The 17,695-nt window shown below is 63.4% G+C and carries 14 protein-coding genes; all 14 read left to right on the forward strand.

All coding sequences use genetic code 11. The annotated features are described in order from the left end of the window. Positions 1 to 2: 2 nt before the first annotated feature. The 14 genes from HBO05_RS01735 (at position 3) to HBO05_RS01800 (ending at position 17,673) form a co-directional block, all read left to right on the forward strand. Positions 3 to 1,610: a glycosyltransferase family 39 protein gene (locus tag HBO05_RS01735; protein WP_172311430.1), complete on the forward strand. Its 1,608-nt coding sequence runs from the start codon at positions 3 to 5 to the stop codon at positions 1,608 to 1,610. A gap of 205 nt (positions 1,611 to 1,815) precedes the next feature. Then, positions 1,816 to 1,983, forward strand: a complete 168-nt coding sequence (locus HBO05_RS01740; protein WP_262376917.1) for a type VI secretion system contractile sheath small subunit — start codon at positions 1,816 to 1,818, stop codon at positions 1,981 to 1,983. 161 nt (positions 1,984 to 2,144) lie between these two features. Beyond that, complete coding sequence (locus HBO05_RS01745) at positions 2,145 to 2,849, forward strand: HPP family protein (RefSeq protein ID WP_169951738.1); 705 nt, start codon at positions 2,145 to 2,147, stop codon at positions 2,847 to 2,849. A gap of 158 nt (positions 2,850 to 3,007) precedes the next feature. Further along, positions 3,008 to 4,114, forward strand: coding sequence for an enoyl-CoA hydratase/isomerase family protein (locus HBO05_RS01750; protein WP_169951740.1), 1,107 nt, complete (start codon positions 3,008 to 3,010; stop codon positions 4,112 to 4,114). A 3-nt stretch (positions 4,115 to 4,117) separates the two neighbouring features. Beyond that, positions 4,118 to 5,269: an acyl-CoA dehydrogenase family protein gene (locus tag HBO05_RS01755; RefSeq protein WP_172311432.1), complete on the forward strand. Its 1,152-nt coding sequence runs from the start codon at positions 4,118 to 4,120 to the stop codon at positions 5,267 to 5,269. 97 nt (positions 5,270 to 5,366) lie between these two features. After that, positions 5,367 to 5,816 carry an SRPBCC family protein gene (locus tag HBO05_RS01760; RefSeq protein ID WP_169951744.1) on the forward strand — a complete coding sequence of 150 codons (450 nt, stop codon included), beginning with the start codon at positions 5,367 to 5,369 and terminating at the stop codon, positions 5,814 to 5,816. 166 nt (positions 5,817 to 5,982) lie between these two features. Then, a complete protein-coding gene (locus HBO05_RS01765) occupies positions 5,983 to 6,429 on the forward strand; it encodes a DUF411 domain-containing protein (protein WP_170041383.1) in 447 nt (148 codons plus the stop codon). 3 nt (positions 6,430 to 6,432) lie between these two features. Beyond that, entirely contained in the window at positions 6,433 to 6,864 is a 432-nt protein-coding gene (locus HBO05_RS01770) for a YqaA family protein (protein WP_169951748.1), read from the forward strand. Positions 6,865 to 6,961: 97 nt separating this feature from the next. Further along, entirely contained in the window at positions 6,962 to 7,975 is a 1,014-nt protein-coding gene (locus tag HBO05_RS01775; RefSeq protein ID WP_169951750.1) for an alpha/beta hydrolase, read from the forward strand. A 24-nt stretch (positions 7,976 to 7,999) separates the two neighbouring features. Beyond that, entirely contained in the window at positions 8,000 to 8,953 is a 954-nt protein-coding gene (locus HBO05_RS01780) for a D-2-hydroxyacid dehydrogenase family protein (RefSeq protein ID WP_170041382.1), read from the forward strand. A 557-nt stretch (positions 8,954 to 9,510) separates the two neighbouring features. After that, positions 9,511 to 11,070: a glycogen synthase GlgA gene (gene glgA / locus HBO05_RS01785; protein ID WP_169951756.1), complete on the forward strand. Its 1,560-nt coding sequence runs from the start codon at positions 9,511 to 9,513 to the stop codon at positions 11,068 to 11,070. Between the two features lie 14 nt (positions 11,071 to 11,084). After that, the gene (gene treZ, locus HBO05_RS01790; protein WP_170041381.1) at positions 11,085 to 12,842 is read left to right on the forward strand and encodes a malto-oligosyltrehalose trehalohydrolase; all 1,758 of its coding nucleotides are present in this window, start codon (positions 11,085 to 11,087) and stop codon (positions 12,840 to 12,842) included. Further along, on the forward strand, positions 12,839 to 14,923 hold the full coding sequence (gene malQ, locus HBO05_RS01795) for a 4-alpha-glucanotransferase (protein WP_172311434.1): 2,085 nt from the start codon (positions 12,839 to 12,841) through the stop codon (positions 14,921 to 14,923). Before treZ ends, malQ begins: the two co-directional genes overlap by 4 nt. Continuing rightward, positions 14,920 to 17,673, forward strand: a complete 2,754-nt coding sequence (locus HBO05_RS01800) for a malto-oligosyltrehalose synthase (protein ID WP_172311436.1) — start codon at positions 14,920 to 14,922, stop codon at positions 17,671 to 17,673. Before malQ ends, HBO05_RS01800 begins: the two co-directional genes overlap by 4 nt. Positions 17,674 to 17,695: the final 22 nt, after the last annotated feature.

Here is a 17,695-nt window from a genome sequence, read left to right on the forward strand (position 1 = left end):
GCGTGGACACGCTACTCGCGCCTGCCTTGCGTCGCCAGTCCTGGGGCGTCGGGCTGCTGGCCCTGTTGCTGTTTGTCGCCGGTAACTGGGACCAGGCAATTATCGGTTTCGACTCGCGCTTCGTGCTGTTCGCCCAGGAAATGCTGCGCCACGGGCCGGGGTTTTTCCCCACCACCTATGGCCAGCCATATGCCGATTACCTCTCGACCTCGACCCTGCTGACCTGGCTGTTGTCGCTGCCCCTGGGGCGCGTCACCAGCCTTAGTGCGTGGCTGCCGACGGCCATCGCTACGGCGGTCATCGTTGCCCTGGTCTACCGCCTGACGGCGCCCTACTCCCGGCGTTGGGCGCTGCTGAGCATCGCGTTGCTGTTGCTCAGCAGCACGTTTATCAGCGAAACCCGCTCGGTTTCCCTGGACCAGATGCTGGCGGCGGTGACCCTGGCGGTGTTTTACCTGGGCTATGCCCATGATCATTTCGCCAGCCCCCGGCGCCTGCCGTGGCTGTTGCTCCTGTTGCTGCTGGGGTTTGCCATTCGCGGGCCCATCGGCCTGGTGATCCCCACTGGGGTGTTGTGCAGCTATTACCTGCTCAACCGCCAATGGCGGCCGTTGTTCAGCTTCGGCCTGCTGGCCCTGGCGTTGCTGGTGGCGTGCGTGGGCTTGCTGCTGTTGCTGGCCAAGCTCAGTGGCGGCGAGGCCTTTATGCAGGACGTGATCCGCATGCAGTTCCTCGGACGCATGGATGGCCGCGAAGGCTCCAGCAGCGTGCTGTATTACTTCAGCAGTTCCCTGGGCAATTACGCCCCGGCGTACCCGCTGGCCCTGTTGACGCTGCTGGCGGTGCTGCAAAGAGGCCGGCGCGCGTCCGATAGCGGCTGGCAATTGCTGCTGGGATGCATCGCAGCGGGGTTGATCGTGATGCTGGGCCTGTCGATCCCCGAGGCGAAGAAAGCCCGCTATGTGTTACCGATGATGCCCATGGTGGCGATCATCGCCGCGTATCCGTTTCATCGGGCGGATGGGCGCCTGTTCAAGGGGCTACGGCGCTTGATGCTGGGGTTATGGGCACTGGCTCCGGGTTTACTGGTCGGCGCGCTGCTGGTGGCCCGGCATCGTTTTGGCGCGCAGGTGGAGCATTTCCAGGGCGCGCTGGGCCTGTTGATCGGCTTGCAGGTCGTTGCCGTCGCGATGCTTGTGAAGTGGCGCTGGCGCCCTGTGGGGCCGGCGTTTTGCGCGGTGCTGGCGGTGTGGAGCGTGTACATCCTGGTGGTCGAACCCCTGGAACGCCGCCTGTATGACACCCGCACCTTTGCCCGCGAGGCGCAGGCGCTGATTCGCCAGGACCCCGCGCCGCTGGTGTTGCATGGCCTGGGCAAAGACGCCAAGGCCATCAAATTCATGGTCAATGTGGAGTGTGACCGGGTGCCGCTGTTCACCCAGGCACCTGCCGACCTCGCAGCGCTGCCGGCGCCGGCGTGGCTGGTGATGGACAAGGCGCAATTCGATGGCCTGGAGGAGCCGCGCTGGCGCGGATTAACGCCGGTGCTTGTCGGGCAGTTCGATAAAAACCCCTATGTGCTGCTGCATCTGGAGCCGCTTGCGCCTTGAGTGTGAGTCATCAAGAAAGCTCCTACGTTTGTATCCGTAAATGCCGGTAGCGGTTCCCCTACCGGCTCTCTGACCCCACCGGTAAACTCGTTTTACATTTGCGCCACCATTCGCGCCACATCGTTACTGCCCTCAGAGGACCGCTGCCGTGCCTGACGAGCAATTGCCTGTTGCTGCCGAGCCTGTACACGTCGGCTATATCCCGCTGCCCACCCTCGACCGCCTGATGGAACTGCGCGACGCCCTGGTCGCACTCAAGGGGCCGTTGGCCAGCGACCCACAGTTGCGGGAAAGCGTGCACAAATCGCTGATCAATGCCGAGAACCACGAGCGTGTCCTGGGCAAGGTCTGCTCAGGGCCCCGGTGGGCTTGATGCAAAATTACTGCACTTAACCTGCATTAATATGCATTGGCGCCAGTGTTAATTGATCGGCACACTGCGCCGGTTCCTCCCCCAAATGTTGGAACTTTCGAAGGGCTTTACGGGAAACCGCAAAGCCCTTTTTTTGCCTTTCAAGATCGGACTGCCCCGCAATGCTCGCTCGCTGGTTCCCCGCTGCCATCAATACCCGTCCCGCCGAATGGAGTCGTGCCGCCATCGGCATGGCCCTGGGCACCCTGTTTACCGTATGGCTCTGTGCCCAGGTGTATGGCCTGGAAGTGGCCATGCACCTGCTGGGCCCGCTGGGCGCCTCCGCCGTGCTGTTGTTTGCGGTGTCATCGGGGGCCCTCGCCCAGCCATGGTCGATTATTGGCAGCTATCTATGCGCCAGTGTGGTGGCCTTGCTGGTGGCCCGCGTCTTGGGCCGGACCCTGGGCAGCGCCTGTCTCGCGGCGGGCATGGCGTTGATCCTGATGTGCTGGCTGCGTTGCCTGCACCCGCCTTCCGGTGGATTGGCGATGACCCTGGTGCTGGCCGACCCGGCCACCATCGCCCTGGGCTGGCAGGAAGTCGGCCCGGTCATGCTCGGCGCTGGCACCTTGCTGCTGTCGGCCCTGGCCTACAACAACCTGACCCGCACCCGTTACCCCAAGGGCCCGGCTGAAACCCCAGTGGTGGTGCCGACGCCGTCCCCAGAGGTGGATGCAAAAATCACCGCCGCAGACCTGGAACAAGCGTTGGCGCAAATGGAGCAGTTTTTTGACGTTACCCCCAGCGAACTGGAGGAACTGATCCATATCGCCGAAGACCATGCCCGCCGCCGCAGTATCAGCCAGGTGCTGGCCAGCCGGGTCTAGCCAAGCCTGCCCAGTTTTTTATCGAATGCCTCGCTGCATAAATGCAAAGATGACCTGCAGGATTCCGGCTTGTACTGGGCAAATTTGCACTGGTACGATCCGGAGATGGTTCGCCCGCGAACACTTTGATAAAGAACAATAAAAGCAGGGAGTTACAGATGACTGCTCAGGCTCAGTCCCAGGCGACACGCAGCACCGAGTCCTCCCAGGACAGCGTCCTGGCCGAAGTACGCAACCACATCGGCCACCTGACCCTCAACCGCCCCGCCGGCCTCAACGCCATCACCCTGGACATGGTCCGCAGCCTCTCGGCGCATTTGCGCGCCTGGGCCGATGCGCCCGAGGTGCACGCCGTGGTGTTGCGCGGCGCCGGTGAAAAGGCCTTCTGCGCCGGTGGCGATATCCGCTCGCTGTACGACAGCTTCAAGAGCGGCGACACCCTGCACGAAGACTTCTTCGTCGAGGAATATGCCCTCGACCTGGCCATCCATCACTACCGCAAGCCGATCCTCGCCCTGATGGACGGCTTTGTCCTGGGCGGCGGCATGGGCCTGGTCCAGGGTGCCGACCTGCGGGTAGTCACCGAGCGCAGCCGCCTGGCCATGCCGGAAGTGGCCATCGGTTATTTCCCGGATGTGGGCGGCAGCTACTTCCTGCCGCGCATTCCCGGCGAACTGGGGATTTACCTGGGCGTGACCGGGGTGCAGATCCGCGCCGCCGACGCTTTGTATTGCGGGCTGGCTGATTGGTACCTGGACAGCGCCAGGCTGGCGGAGCTGGACCACAAACTCGACCACCTGCAATGGCACGACTCGCCACTCAAGGACCTGCAAGGCCTGCTGGCCAAGCTCGCCGTACAACAATTGCCGGATGCGCCGCTGGCGGCCCTGCGCCCGGCCATCGACCACTTCTTTGCCCAGCCCGACGTACCGAGCATTGTCGAACAGCTGCAACAAGTCACCGTCGCCGACAGCCATGAATGGGCCGTGAGCACAGCGCAACTGATGCACACCCGCTCGCCATTGGCCATGGCGGTGACCCTGCAGATGCTGCGACGGGGACGGCACCTGGCGCTGGAAGACTGCTTTGCCCTGGAACTGCACCTGGACCGCCAGTGGTTCGCCCGTGGCGACCTGATCGAAGGTGTACGCGCATTGTTGATCGACAAGGACAAAGCCCCGCGCTGGAACCCGCCAACGTTGGCGGCACTGGACCAGCGCCATGTCGACAGCTTCTTCCAAGACTTCGCGAAGAACGGGAACTAACTCATGCAAGATATTGAATTTACAGAAGAACAAGTCATGATCCGCGACATGGCGCGCGACTTTGCCCGTGGCGAAATCGCCCCCCATGCCCAGGCCTGGGAAAAAGCCGGCTGGATCGACGACGGCCTGGTAGCCAAGATGGGCGAACTGGGACTGTTGGGCATGGTGGTGCCGGAAGAATGGGGCGGCACTTATGTGGACTACGTGGCCTATGCCCTGGCCGTCGAGGAGATTTCTGCGGGTGACGGTGCAGTAGGCGCACTGATGAGTATCCATAATTCAGTGGGTTGCGGCCCAATCCTCAACTACGGCACACCTGCGCAAAAAGAGACTTGGTTGGCCGAGCTGGCCAGCGGCCAGGCCATCGGTTGTTTCTGCCTGACCGAACCCCAGGCCGGCTCCGAAGCCCACAACCTGCGCACTCGCGCCGAACTGCGCGATGGCCAGTGGGTGATCAACGGCGCTAAACAGTTCGTTAGCAACGGCAAACGCGCCAAGCTGGCGATTGTGTTTGCCGTGACCGACCCGGAGCTGGGCAAGAAAGGCATTTCGGCGTTCCTGGTGCCCACCGCTACCCCAGGCTTCACCGTGGACCGTACCGAACACAAGATGGGCATCCGTGCCTCGGACACCTGCGCGGTAACCCTCAGCCAGTGCAGCGTGCCCGAGGCCAACCTGCTCGGCGAGCGCGGCAAGGGCCTGGCCATTGCCCTGTCCAACCTCGAAGGTGGACGCATCGGCATCGCCGCCCAGGCCCTGGGCATCGCCCGTGCAGCCTTTGAAGCCGCATTGGCCTACGCCCGTGACCGGGTGCAGTTCGACAAGGCCATCATCGAGCACCAGAGCGTGGCCAACCTGCTGGCTGACATGCAGACCCGCCTCAATGCCGCACGGCTGCTGATCCTGCATGCCGCGCGCTTGCGCAGTGCCGGCAAGCCGTGCCTGTCCGAAGCCTCCCAGGCCAAGCTATTCGCGTCGGAAATGGCCGAGAAGGTCTGCTCATCTGCGATGCAGATCCATGGCGGCTATGGCTACCTGGAAGACTACCCGGTGGAGCGTTACTACCGGGATGCGCGGATTACGCAGATTTATGAGGGCACCAGTGAGATCCAGCGCCTGGTGATTGCTCGGGAGCTGAAGAACTATCAGCTATAGGCCTTGCTGCGAACCCTTCGAAAAAGCCTGAAGACTCCCGTGCGTTGTACGGGAGTGCGACTATTCTGACAGTTCCTAGCCACACAGGAGGTGTGTCATGAATGCAGTCGAGCACCCGCTCCGCGTCGAGCGAATCAGCCAGGAACGCTACATCCAAGCCCCTATCGAAGCCGTCTACGACTACGTGACCCAGCCGGATCGCTGGCATGAATGGCATCCCACGTCCCTGGGCGCGGACACCGGCACCAGCGGTTCACTGCCTGCCGGTCAGCGCTTCACCGAGACGATCGACCTACTGGGGGTACGTGTACCCATGAGCTACCGGGTGCAAATCGCCGTGCCGCCCCGGGAATTCAAGACCGTGTTCACCTCCCTTGCGGTCGATGGCAGCATTCATTACTTACTCCAGCCTCAAGGTAGCGGCACTTTGTTCACTCGGGTGCTGAGCTATGAGACCGAACTGCAGCTGCGCACCTTGCAAACGCGCATGGTAGAGCTGTCGGAGCAGGCCATGGACCAGCTCAAACAGCGCCTGGAATCGTCCTGAACTGACAAAATTGTCATCTTTGCCTCAGTTGGCTGACAGCTGCGCACCTTAAGCTGCGGGGTTGTCGCGTGTCCGTATAATTTCGAAACATAACCACCTCACCTGATTCGCAAAAGCGCGGACAATGCGCCCTCTTTGCGCACTCCGTAACCGATGGGACCTGTCTATGAAAACCACCCTGCGCCTGACTTTGCTGTCCGCCCTGTTCATGACCACCCTGGCCCAGGCCGCCGAACTGATCCCGATTGACGTGCACCGCGATGCCAACTGCGGTTGCTGCAAGAAATGGATCAGCCACCTTGAAAGCAACGGATTCAAGGTCAACGACCATGTGGAAGCGGACATGAGTTCGGTCAAGCAGCGCCTGGGCGTGGCGCCGCGCCTGGCGTCCTGCCATACCGCCGTGATCGACGGCAAATTCGTCGAAGGCCACGTGCCTGCTGATCAGGTGCTGGCCCTGCGCAAACGTGACGACTTGTTGGGCATCGCCGCCCCAGGCATGCCCATGGGCTCGCCGGGCATGGAAATGGATGGTATGAGCGACGCCTATCAAGTCATCGGCCTGACCCGCGAAGGCAAAGATGTAGTGGTAGCCCAATACCCGGCCCACTGATCAATGCTCGCTGGGTATGCCGGGCTGTTTTTCAGCGCCTTTGGCGCGGCTACGCTGTTACCACTGCAATCGGAAGCGGTACTGGTCGCGCTGCTGCTCAACGGCAACTACGCGGTGTGGTTGCTGCTCGGGATCGCGACCCTGGGCAACGTCCTGGGTTCGCTGGTCAACTGGCTGCTGGGCCGCTCGGTCGAGCTGTTCAAGGATCGACGCTGGTTCCCACTAAGCGCCGCGCAGTTGGAAAAGTCCCGCGGCCATTATCGCCGCTGGGGGCATTGGTCACTGCTGCTCAGTTGGGTGCCGATCATCGGCGACCCGCTGACCCTGGTGGCCGGGGTAATGAAGGAGCCGCTGTGGCGTTTTGTGCTGATCGTCAGCCTGGCCAAGGCGGCCCGGTATGCGGTGGTGGCAATGCTTACGTTGCATTGGATGTAAGCAATGTGCGTTGCTGCACTGGGCCTGCGGCGGCGGGTTAATCCCCGCTTAATCCCCCCGCCACAGCATCCGGGAGCATCGTCCCTGGAGCTTTCCCATGCCGCTGACACGTTCGTTTCTCCTTGCCGGCCTGCTGGCCACCTGCGCCCTCCCTGCCTTGGCAGCCACGCAAAACCCAAGCTACGGCCCGCAGTTGCAAGGTTTCCAATACCCCTACCCGGTCGAACATTTCGATTTCCAGTCCCAGGGCCAAGCAGTGCAAATGGGCTATATGGACGTGCCGGCCAAAGGCCCCGCCAATGGCCGCAGCGTGGTGTTGATGCATGGCAAGAACTTCTGCGGCGCGACCTGGGAGGCGTCGATCAAGGCCCTGAGCGAGGCCGGCTACCGGGTGATCGCACCGGACCAGATCGGCTTCTGCACCTCCACCAAGCCTGAGCACTACCAGTACAGCTTCCAGCAGTTGGCAATCAACACCCATCAACTCCTGCAAAAACTCGGCATTCCCAAGGCGACCCTGGTCGGCCATTCCACCGGTGGCATGCTGGCTACACGCTATGCCCTGCTTTACCCCACACAGACCGAGCAACTGGCGCTGGTCAACCCGATCGGCCTGGAAGACTGGAAAGCCCTGGGCGTGCCCTATCGCAGCGTCGACCAATGGTATGAGCGCGAACTGAAACTGAGCGCCGACGGCGTGCGCGAGTACGAGCGCAAGACCTACTACGACGGGCGCTGGAAGCCTGAATACGAGCGTTGGGTGGACATGCTCGTCGGCCTGAACCAGGGCCCGGGCCATAAGCGGGTGGCGTGGAATTCGGCGTTGATTTACGACATGATCTTCACCCAGCCGGTGTACTACGAGTTCAAGGACCTGCAGGTCCCGACCCTGCTACTGATCGGTACGTCCGATATCACCGCCATCGGCAGTGATAGCGCGCCGCCCGAGGTCAAGGCCAAGATCGGCCGGTACAACGAACTGGGCAAGCAAGTGGCCAAGCTCATTCCCCACTCGACCCTGGTGGAGTTCCCGGGCCTGGGCCACGCACCACAAATGGAAGAACCCGCGCGCTTCCACCAGGCGCTGCTGCAAGGGCTCAAGGCGCTCTAATTCCCACTAAGCGAGGCACCGTGCATGTCAGTTCAGATCGCAGTCATTGATGATTGGCAAGATGTGGCCCGCGACGTGGTGGACTGGTCCGCCCTGGAGGCGATCGGCCAAGTGCGTTTCCTTCACGACTACCCTGCCGACACCGCCACCTTGATCGCACGCTTGCAGGGTTTTGCGGTGATTTGCGTGATGCGCGAGCGCACAGTGTTTGACCAGGCGCTGCTGCAAGGGCTGCCGGGGCTCAAGTTGCTGGTCACCGGCGGCATGCGCAATGCCGCCATCGACCTTGGCGCCGCCAAGGCCCTGGGTATCCAGGTGTGTGGCACCGACAGCTACAAACACGCGGCACCGGAGCTGACCTGGGCCCTGATCATGGCCTCCACCCGCAATCTGCTGGCCGAAGCGAGCTCCTTGCGTGCCGGCCAGTGGCAGCAAGGGCTGGGCGGCGATCTGCATGGCCAGACCCTGGGTATCCTCGGGCTGGGCAGTATCGGCCAGCGTGTCGCGCAGTTTGGCCAGGTGTTTGGCATGCGCGTGATCGCCTGGAGTGAAAACCTCACTGCGCAACGCGCCGCCGATGTAGGCGTGACCTGGGTCAGCAAGCGCGAACTGTTCGAACAGGCCGACGTGCTGTCGATTCACCTGGTACTCAGCGAGCGCAGCCGCGGCATGGTGGATGCCCAGGCCCTGGGCTGGATGAAACCCGGCGCACGCCTGGTGAACACGGCGCGCGGGCCGATCGTCGATGAGGCGGCCCTGATCGATGCGCTGCGCGATGGGCGACTGGCGGGCGCGGCACTGGATGTGTTCGAGCAGGAGCCCTTGCCGGTCGACCACCCGTTTCGCCATCTGCCCAACGTGTTGGCCACCCCCCATGTGGGTTATGTCAGCGCGCGCAACTACCGGCAGTTCTATGGGCAGATGATCGAGGATATCCAGGCGTGGGCCAGTGGGCGGGTCTTGCGCAGCCTGACATGATAAATAGCTTCACATATATACATCAAGATATTGATTTATATGGGTATTAACTCTTAACAAATCACTTTAAGTAGCATCCCGCACCACTATCGAGCAGCCCAACCCCGATGCCCCATCAAGAGGCGATCCCCCCGTAGGAGCCGGCTTGCCGGCGATGAAGCCCTCAGCAGCGACGCACTCCCCAAGGTCGCCATCACCGGCAAGCCGGCTCCTGCAAGGGAGGCGCCTGCCTGAAAAATAATATTGTCCTACAAAATTATCCTACAAGCCTTGCAGGCTCTGGGCTGTGTCCTAGACTGATGACCGATCGGTCACGATCAGAACAAAAGCCCCCGCAATAAATCGAAACTTTCCAACTCTGCCGTAGGTCAGGTTTAAGGTAGGACGCACGCCACCGGCGCCAGCCGGACGTCCGCCCATCCAATCTATTTATCAGTTCGGTGCAATTGGCATAAGCCTTGCCAGTCTGTGCAGTGCTAGTGCGCGTGACCGCAGGACGCGGTTGACTTTCGCTGAGGGCGCCAGGCTCTCGGCTGACCACCACATGGGAGAGAACTATGATCAGTGCCGCTTCGGGAATTCAGGGACAGCGTTTCAGTCAGCCGGTCGATGGGCCAACCGCCTTGGTTGACCTGCCCGGCGCAGTGCGGCCGGTCTCGTCTCAAAACCCCAATCGCAAGAAAGTGCTGTTTGTGACCTCGGAGTTGGCCGACCTGGTGAAAACCGGTGGCCTGGGCGATGTGTCCGCTGCCCTGCCCCGTGCCATGGCCCACCTGCACGATGTGCGGGTGCTGATTCCGGGCTACCGCCAGGTGCTGGACAGCGACAACCCGATCCACATCATCGGCGAACTGGGCGGGCATGCCGCGCTACCACCGTGCAAGATCGGGCGCATGGACCTCAAGGACGGCCTGGTCATCTATGTACTGATCTGCCCCGAACTGTACGAGCGTGAAGGCACGCCCTATGGCGCCAACAATGGTCGCGACTGGCCCGACAACCACATCCGCTTCGCCCGCCTGGGCCTGGCCGCCGCCGATATTGCCGCCAACCTTGCGCAAATCCATTGGTGCCCGGACCTGGTGCACGCCCATGACTGGCCAGCCGGCCTGGCCCCGGCGTACATGCACTGGCGTGGGTCACGCACCCCTACGCTGTTTACCATCCATAACCTGGCCTACCAGGGTGTGGTCAGCCTGGCCTCGTGCCCGGAGCTGGGGATTCCCGAACATGCCTTGCAACAAGAAGGCATGGAATTCTACGGCAAGATGTCGTTTCTCAAGGCCGGCATGGCGTATTCCAGTCACATCACCACGGTCAGCGCCACCTATGCCCGGGAAATCACCACGCCCGAGTTCGGCTGCGGCCTGGATGGCTTTCTCGCCAGCAAGACCCAGCAAGGCCTGCTCAGTGGTATCCCCAACGGCATCGATGAAAGCTGGGAATCGTCCACCGACCCGCATCTGGATCACCCATTCAATATCGGCGACTGGCAAGGCAAGGCGGTCAACGCCAGCCATGTGCGCAAGCTGTTTGGCCTGGACGAGTCCACCGGCCCCCTGTTTGCCGTGGTCTCGCGCCTGGTGTACCAGAAAGGCCTGGACCTGACCGAAGCCGTCGCCGGGTTTATCGTGGAAAACGGCGGGCAAATTGCCATTATCGGCCGCGGCGAGCCGGAAGAAGAACAGGCCATGCGCGCCCTGGCCCTGCGATTCCCCGGCCGCATCGGTGTACGCATCGGCTTCAACGAAACCGACGCGCGCCGCATGTTTGCCGGCAGCGACTTCTTGTTGATGCCCTCGCGCTACGAGCCCTGCGGCTTGAGCCAGATGTACGCCCAGCGTTTCGGCTCGCTGCCGGTGGCGCGCAATACCGGTGGCCTGGCAGACACTATTGAAGACGGCGTGACCGGCTTTCTGTTCGACGAATCCACCGTACAAAGCTACGAAGCCGCCCTCGCCCGTGCCTTCAAGGTGTTTGCCTTCCCAGGCCTCCTCAACGCCATGCGCTGCCGGGCCATGGCCGCGCCGTTCAACTGGTGCCAGGCGGTGGAACCCTATGCCGAACTTTACGAGCAACTGGTAGCGAAAGCGCTGGGAAAATCAGGGAAAGTATAAAGAGGTCAGGATAGATGCCGTTACGGACTCTGGAAACATGGCCCCACGGCGCGATCATGCAGGATGCGCAACACACCCGCTTCGCCCTATGGGCACCTGACGCGTTTTATGTCAGCGTCGAGCTGCACGAGGGTCAGTCGGTGCCCATGCTGCCCCAGGCAGAGGGCTGGTTTGTCGCCTACGTGCGCTGTGGGGCTGGCACCCGCTACCACTACAACATCGATGGCGAGCTGGATGTGCCGGACCCGGCCTCGCGCCTCCAATACGCAGGTGTGCAGGGTGACAGCGTGGTGGTCGACCCCCTGGCCTACCCCTGGCGCCACGGCGCCTGGCAAGGCCGGCCCTGGCATGAAGCGGTGATCTACGAGCTGCATGTGGGGATACTCGGGGGCTACGCCGCGGTGGAGCAGCACTTGCCGCGCCTGGCGGAACTGGGCGTCACCGCCATCGAACTGATGCCCTTGGCGCAGTATCCCGGCGAGCGCAATTGGGGTTACGACGGGGTACTGCCCTATGCACCGCAAGCGTCCCTGGGCACGCCGGAGCAGTTGAAACAGCTGATCGACAGTGCCCACGAGCATGGCCTGGCGGTGATCCTCGATGTGGTCTACAACCACTTCGGCCCCGACGGCAATTACCTGGGCCAGTACGCCAAGGGCTTTTTCCACGAAGACACCCACACCCCCTGGGGCGCCGGGATCGACTTTGGCCGCCGCGAAGTGCGCGACTTCTTTATCGACAACGCCCTGATGTGGCTCCTCGAATACCGCTTCGATGGCCTGCGCCTGGATGCGGTGCATGCCATCAACGACCCCTCGTTCCTAAAAGAGCTGGCCCAACGGGTGCGTGAGCAGGTCGACCCGGCGCGCCATGTATGGCTGGTCCTGGAAAACGAATTCAATCAGGCCAGCCTGTTGCAGCAAGGCTTCGATGCGCAATGGAACGATGACGGGCATAACGCCTTGCATGTGCTGTTGACCGGCGAGACCGACGCCTACTACGCCGATTTTGCCGACGACCCCACCGCCAAGCTGGCCCGCTGCCTGGGCGAAGGGTTTATCTACCAAGGCCAGACCACGCGCCACGGTACCCGACGCGGCGAGCCCAGCGGGCATTTGCCCCCCAGTGCCTTTGTGCTGTTTTTGCAGAATCACGACCAGATCGGCAACCGTGCGCTCGGCGAGCGCCTGCACCAGTTGTGTTCGCCCCAGGCGTTGCAGGCAGCGACCGTGCTGCTATTGATGTCGCCGATGATCCCGCTGTTGTTCATGGGGGATGAAGTCAACGCCGAGCAGCCCTTCCTGTTCTTTACCGACCATCACGGCGAGCTGGCCGAGGCGGTGCGCGAAGGCCGGCGCAACGAATTTGCTGATTTTGCCGCCTTCAGTGATCCCCAGCGCCGCGCGCAGATTCCCGACCCCAACGCGCTACAGACTTTCGAACGCTCCATACCCCGGTTTACCCAGGCACCTGCTGCGCTATACCGGCAACTGCTGGGCCTGCGCCAGCAGCATATCGTGCCGCACCTGCCCGGCAGCACCGCCCTCGGCGCCCAGGTCCTGGGCCAGGGCGCGGTGTCTGCACGCTGGCGCCTGGGCAATGGCAGCGTATTGCAGATCGACCTCAACCTGGGGCCGGCCACCCTGCAGCCCCCGGCCGCTATCGGCCAACTGTTCAGCACCAGCAACGACCCCGCGTTACTCACGCCCTTCTCTGCCCGCGTCAGCTTGGCGCCGGGTGACACCTCATCATCTGTTGGAGAGCACTCTTGAGCGAAGCGCAATTGGAAATACTCGCCAGCCGTGCGGGCCTGGCGGTGGACTGGATCGACGCCAACGGCCGGCCGCAACATGTCAGCGCCGACGCGCTGCGTGCCGTGCTCCATGGCCTTGGCCACCCCGCCGACACCGACGCCGCCATCGCCGCCAGCCTGCAAGAGCTGGAGCGCGTGCAGCAGGATCGGCACCTGGCGCCGCTGTTGACCGTGGACGTGGGCGCAGGCCTGGACCTGGCCGCCTACTTTGCTCCGGGTACGCCGTGCCAGGCTCATCTGGAGGACGGCAGTACCCGGGACCTTGCGCTGGATGCCCAGGCCACGCTGCCTGGCGTGTTGCCCGTGGGCTATCACCGGGTGCAGATCGCCGATCAATCCTTCACCCTGGCCGTGGCCCCTGAACGTTGTTTCACTGTCGCCGAGGCGGTGGACAGCCAGCCTGCCCGCGCCTGGGGCCTGAGTGCCCAGTTGTATGCCCTGCGCCGCAGTGGCGACGGTGGGTTTGGCGACACCCAGGCCCTGGAACAACTGGCTCGCGCTGCCGCTGAGCGGGGTGTCGACGCCCTGGCGATCAGCCCGCTGCATGCCATGTTCAGTGCCGATACCGAGCGCTATAGCCCTTATTCGCCGTCCAGCCGCCTGTTTCTCAATAGCCTGTATGCGTCCCCCGGTTGCATCCTCGGCGAACGCGCCGTGCACAGCGCCATCGAGGCCACGGGACTGGCCGACGAGCTGCACGAACTGGAACAACAAAGCCTGATCGACTGGCCCGCCGCCGCCAAGGCCAAGCAACGCCTGCTGCGCGCCCTGTACGAGGATTTTCGCCAGGGCGAGCACCCGCAACAGGCGGACTTTCTCAGTTTTCGCGAGGCCGGTGGCGAGGCCCTGGAAAACCACTGCCGCTTCGAAGCCTTGCAGGCCGCGCGCGCCGCCAACGGTGAAAGCCTCGACTGGCGCCAGTGGCCCGAGGACTGGCGCGACCCCGCCAGCGCTGCGCTGGCGCAATTCGCCGCCGAACAGGGCGAAGCGATCGGTTTCTATGCCTTCAACCAATGGCTGATCGCCCGCTGCCTGGCGCGCGCCCAACAGGCCGCCCGCGGCAGTGGCATGGGCATCGGCCTGATTGCCGACCTGGCCGTGGGTGCCGATGGCGCCGGCAGCCAGGCCTGGAGCCGTCAGGATGAGCTGTTGGCCGACCTGACCGTGGGCGCGCCACCGGATATCCTCAACCGTGCCGGCCAGGGCTGGGGCATCTCCGCGTTTTCTCCTGAAGGCCTGAAGCGCAACGGCTTTCGCGCATTTATCGAAATGCTGCGGGCCAACTTCGCCCATGCCGGCGGCCTGCGGATCGACCATGTGATGGGCCTGCAACGGCTGTGGGTCATCCCCCGGGATGCTTCACCCAAACAAGGCGCGTACCTGTATTACCCGGTAGACGACCTGCTGCGCCTGCTGGCCTTGGAGTCCAGCCGCCACCAGGCGATTGTGCTGGGCGAAGACCTGGGCACGGTGCCCGAGGGCCTGCGGGAAAAACTCAGCGCCCGTGCCATGCTCGGCATGCGCGTGCTGTTGTTCGAGCAGGACCATGGCGGGCGCTTCACGCCGATCCTCGACTGGCCGGACAACGCCCTGGCTACCACCAGCACTCACGACCTGCCGACACTCAATGGTTGGTGGCACAGCCGCGATATCGACTGGAATGTGCAACTGGGGCTGATCGACGTGCCCACGGTGGAGCAATGGAGCGAGCACCGCCAGCGCGAGCGCGAGTCACTGCGCCAGGCCTTGGTGCAAGACCCGCAGAACTTTCGCGATGAGCTGCGCAACGAAACTGACCACATACTCGATGCCAGCGTGCGCTACCTCGGTCACGCCCGTGCGCCCCTGGTACTGCTGCCTCTGGAGGATGCCCTGGGCGTCGAGGAACAGGCCAACCTGCCCGGCACCATCGACACCCACCCCAACTGGCGCCGACGCCTGCCGGGGGACGCCGCGCAGCTGCTCGACGATGAAAACGCCGCGCGCCGCCTGGAGTTGCTGGCGGTGGCGCGCAATCAGGCCCTGGAGCGTGACCGATGAGCGCCGTCTTGCTCCGGGCCACCCAACGCCTGCAATTTCACAAGGGTTTTACCCTGGATGATGCGGTGCCGCTGGTGCCGTATTTCGCCAGCCTGGGCATCAGCCACCTGTACGCTTCGCCCCTGCTCAAGGCCCGTGCCGGCTCGATGCATGGCTACGATGTGGTCGACCCGACCACCGTCAACCCGGAACTGGGCGGCGAACCCGCCTTGCGTCGCCTGGTAGCGGCCCTGCGCGCGCACGGCATGGGCCTGATTCTGGACATCGTGTCCAACCATATGGCCGTCGGCGGCAGCGACAACCCCTGGTGGCTGGACTTGCTGGAATGGGGGCGCCTGAGCCCCTACAGCGAATTCTTCGACATCCAGTGGCATTCACCGGACCCGCTGCTCAAGGGCCAACTGCTGATGCCCTTCCTTGGCAGCGACTACGGCGAAGCCTTGCAAAGTGGCAACCTGCCCCTGCGGTTTGACCCGGCCCAGGGCAGCTTTTTTGTCGAGCACTACGAACACCGCTTCCCGATCTGCCCCAGTGACTACGGCGATATCCTGCGCGCCCATGCCCCGCTCAAAGCGCTGGCCGACCGCTTCAGCGCCCTGGCCTATCAGGCCGATGCCTGGCCCCTGGCGGGCGAGCTTAAACAGCAACTGGCACAACAGGCCCGCGACCCACTGACCCTGGCAGCCATCGAGCACGCCCTGCAATGGTTTGACGGGCGCCAGCGCGCAGGTTTTTTGCGCCTGCATCAACTGCTGGAACAGCAAGCCTATCGCCTGGCCAGTTGGCGCACGGCGGCGGATGACATCAACTGGCGGCGCTTTTTCGACGTCAACGAGCTCGGTGGCCTGCGGGTGGAACGGACCACCGTATTCGAGGCCACCCACAGCAAGATTTTCCAGCTGATCAGCGAAGGCCTGGTGGATGGCCTGCGCATCGACCATATCGACGGCCTGGCCGATCCACGGGGCTATTGCCGCAAGTTGCGGCGCCGGGTGGATGGATTGTCGCCGACCCGACACTTGCCGATTTTTGTCGAGAAGATCCTCGGCGCCGGCGAAACCCTGCGCGAAGACTGGCGGGTCGATGGCACCACCGGCTACGAGTTCATGAACCAGGTGTCGCTGATGCAGCACGATCCCCAGGGATTCGAGGCCTTGGCCCAGCTCTGGAGCGAGGCTACCGAGCGGCCTTCGGCGTTTATCGAGGAAGCCTGGCTGGCCCGGCAACAAATCCTCAACGGCTCCCTCGCCGGGGATTTTGAAAGCGTGGCCCAGGCCCTGCTGCAAGTGGCCCGCGCGGATGTGATGAGTCGCGACCTGACCCTGGGCGCAATCCGCCGCGCCTTGCAGGAACTGGTCGTACATTTCCCGGTGTACCGTACCTATATCAGCGCAGGTGGCCGTAGCGCCCCGGACGAGCGCGTGTTCCAACAGGCCCTGGCCGGCGCCCGTGGGACCTTGAGCGAAGCTGACTGGCCGGTGCTCGACTACCTGCAACAGTGGCTCGGCGGGCAACCCTGGCGCGAGCGCCCGGTGGGGCAACCGCGCAAGATCCTCAAGCACGCCTGCGTGCGCTTCCAGCAACTGACCTCGCCGGCAGCCGCCAAGGCGGTGGAAGACACGGCCTTCTACCGCTCGGCAGTGTTGCTCTCACGCAATGACGTGGGCTTCAGTACCGAACAGTTCAGCGCGCCCCTGGCCGACTTCCATGCCGCCAACCAGCAGCGCCTGCACACCTTCCCCGATAACCTGCTGGCCACCGCCACCCACGATCACAAGCGCGGCGAAGACAGCCGCGCGCGCCTGGCGGTGCTCAGCGAGTGCGCACCGTGGTATGCCGAGCAGGTGCAGCAGTGGCGCAGGCTGGCGGCGCCCCTGCGCGACGATCCGGCCATCCCCTCGGCCGGCGATGAGCTGATCCTGTATCAGGTGCTGCTGGGCAGTTGGCCCCTGGACCTGGGCATTGAGAACACCGGCAACTATCAGCAGCGCCTCTGGCAGTGGCAACAAAAGGCCCTGCGCGAAGCCAAGCTGCACAGCAGCTGGAGCGCCCCCAACGATGTTTATGAGCAAGGTGTCGAAGCCTTCCTCAGCCGCTTGCTGCTCGATCCCGCCGGTCTGACCTTGCGCACGGCGATCCACGCGGCAGCCGAGGCCATCGCCCCTGCCGGCGCGTTGAACGGGCTGGCGCAATCCTTGCTGCGCAACACCGTGCCAGGCGTGCCAGACCTGTATCAGGGCGACGAATTCTGGGACTTGAGCCTGGTGGACCCGGACAACCGCCGGGCGGTGGATTTCAGTGCCCGGCAACAGGCACTGGCGGCAACGCCCGATGCCTTGCTTGAGCACTGGCGTGACGGCCACCTCAAGCAGGCGTTGATTGCCCAGGTCTTGAACCTGCGCAAGGCCCACCCGCTGCTGTTTGCCAGGGGGCGCTATGTACCGCTGCAAGTGCTGGGCCGGCACGCCCAACGGGTTGTCGCCTTCAGCCGTGAGTACCAGGGCCAATGGCTGTTGGTGGTGGTACCGCGCTGGACTCACGCCCTGCTTGAAAACAGCGCCCAGCCCCGGGTGGATGCGCAGGTTTGGGGCGATACCCGGATCACATTACCGTTCGACGCCACGCTGCGAAATTGGAAGGGACTTTTGCAAACAGGCGCAGTCACACCCAACAAGGAGCTACTGATCAGCGCTGCCCTGGGGGATCTCCCGGTGAATGTCTTTATCCATTCTGACGATCAAGAAAGCTGAAATTTTCTGTGAGGAGCATTGC

This window comes from Pseudomonas sp. WS 5079 (assembly GCF_012985465.1).
Lineage (GTDB): Bacteria > Pseudomonadota > Gammaproteobacteria > Pseudomonadales > Pseudomonadaceae > Aquipseudomonas.

Coding starts and splice junctions, on each gene's coding strand:
- HBO05_RS01755 (WP_172311432.1), top strand. CDS start 4,118: ATGCAAGATATTGAATTTACAGAAGAACAAGTCATGATCCGCGACATG.
- HBO05_RS01750 (WP_169951740.1), top strand. CDS start 3,008: ATGACTGCTCAGGCTCAGTCCCAGGCGACACGCAGCACCGAGTCCTCC.
- HBO05_RS01765 (WP_170041383.1), top strand. CDS start 5,983: ATGAAAACCACCCTGCGCCTGACTTTGCTGTCCGCCCTGTTCATGACC.
- HBO05_RS01800 (WP_172311436.1), top strand. CDS start 14,920: ATGAGCGCCGTCTTGCTCCGGGCCACCCAACGCCTGCAATTTCACAAG.
- HBO05_RS01760 (WP_169951744.1), top strand. CDS start 5,367: ATGAATGCAGTCGAGCACCCGCTCCGCGTCGAGCGAATCAGCCAGGAA.
- glgA (WP_169951756.1), top strand. CDS start 9,511: ATGATCAGTGCCGCTTCGGGAATTCAGGGACAGCGTTTCAGTCAGCCG.
- HBO05_RS01780 (WP_170041382.1), top strand. CDS start 8,000: ATGTCAGTTCAGATCGCAGTCATTGATGATTGGCAAGATGTGGCCCGC.
- HBO05_RS01745 (WP_169951738.1), top strand. CDS start 2,145: ATGCTCGCTCGCTGGTTCCCCGCTGCCATCAATACCCGTCCCGCCGAA.
- HBO05_RS01770 (WP_169951748.1), top strand. CDS start 6,433: ATGCTCGCTGGGTATGCCGGGCTGTTTTTCAGCGCCTTTGGCGCGGCT.
- HBO05_RS01775 (WP_169951750.1), top strand. CDS start 6,962: ATGCCGCTGACACGTTCGTTTCTCCTTGCCGGCCTGCTGGCCACCTGC.
- treZ (WP_170041381.1), top strand. CDS start 11,085: ATGCCGTTACGGACTCTGGAAACATGGCCCCACGGCGCGATCATGCAG.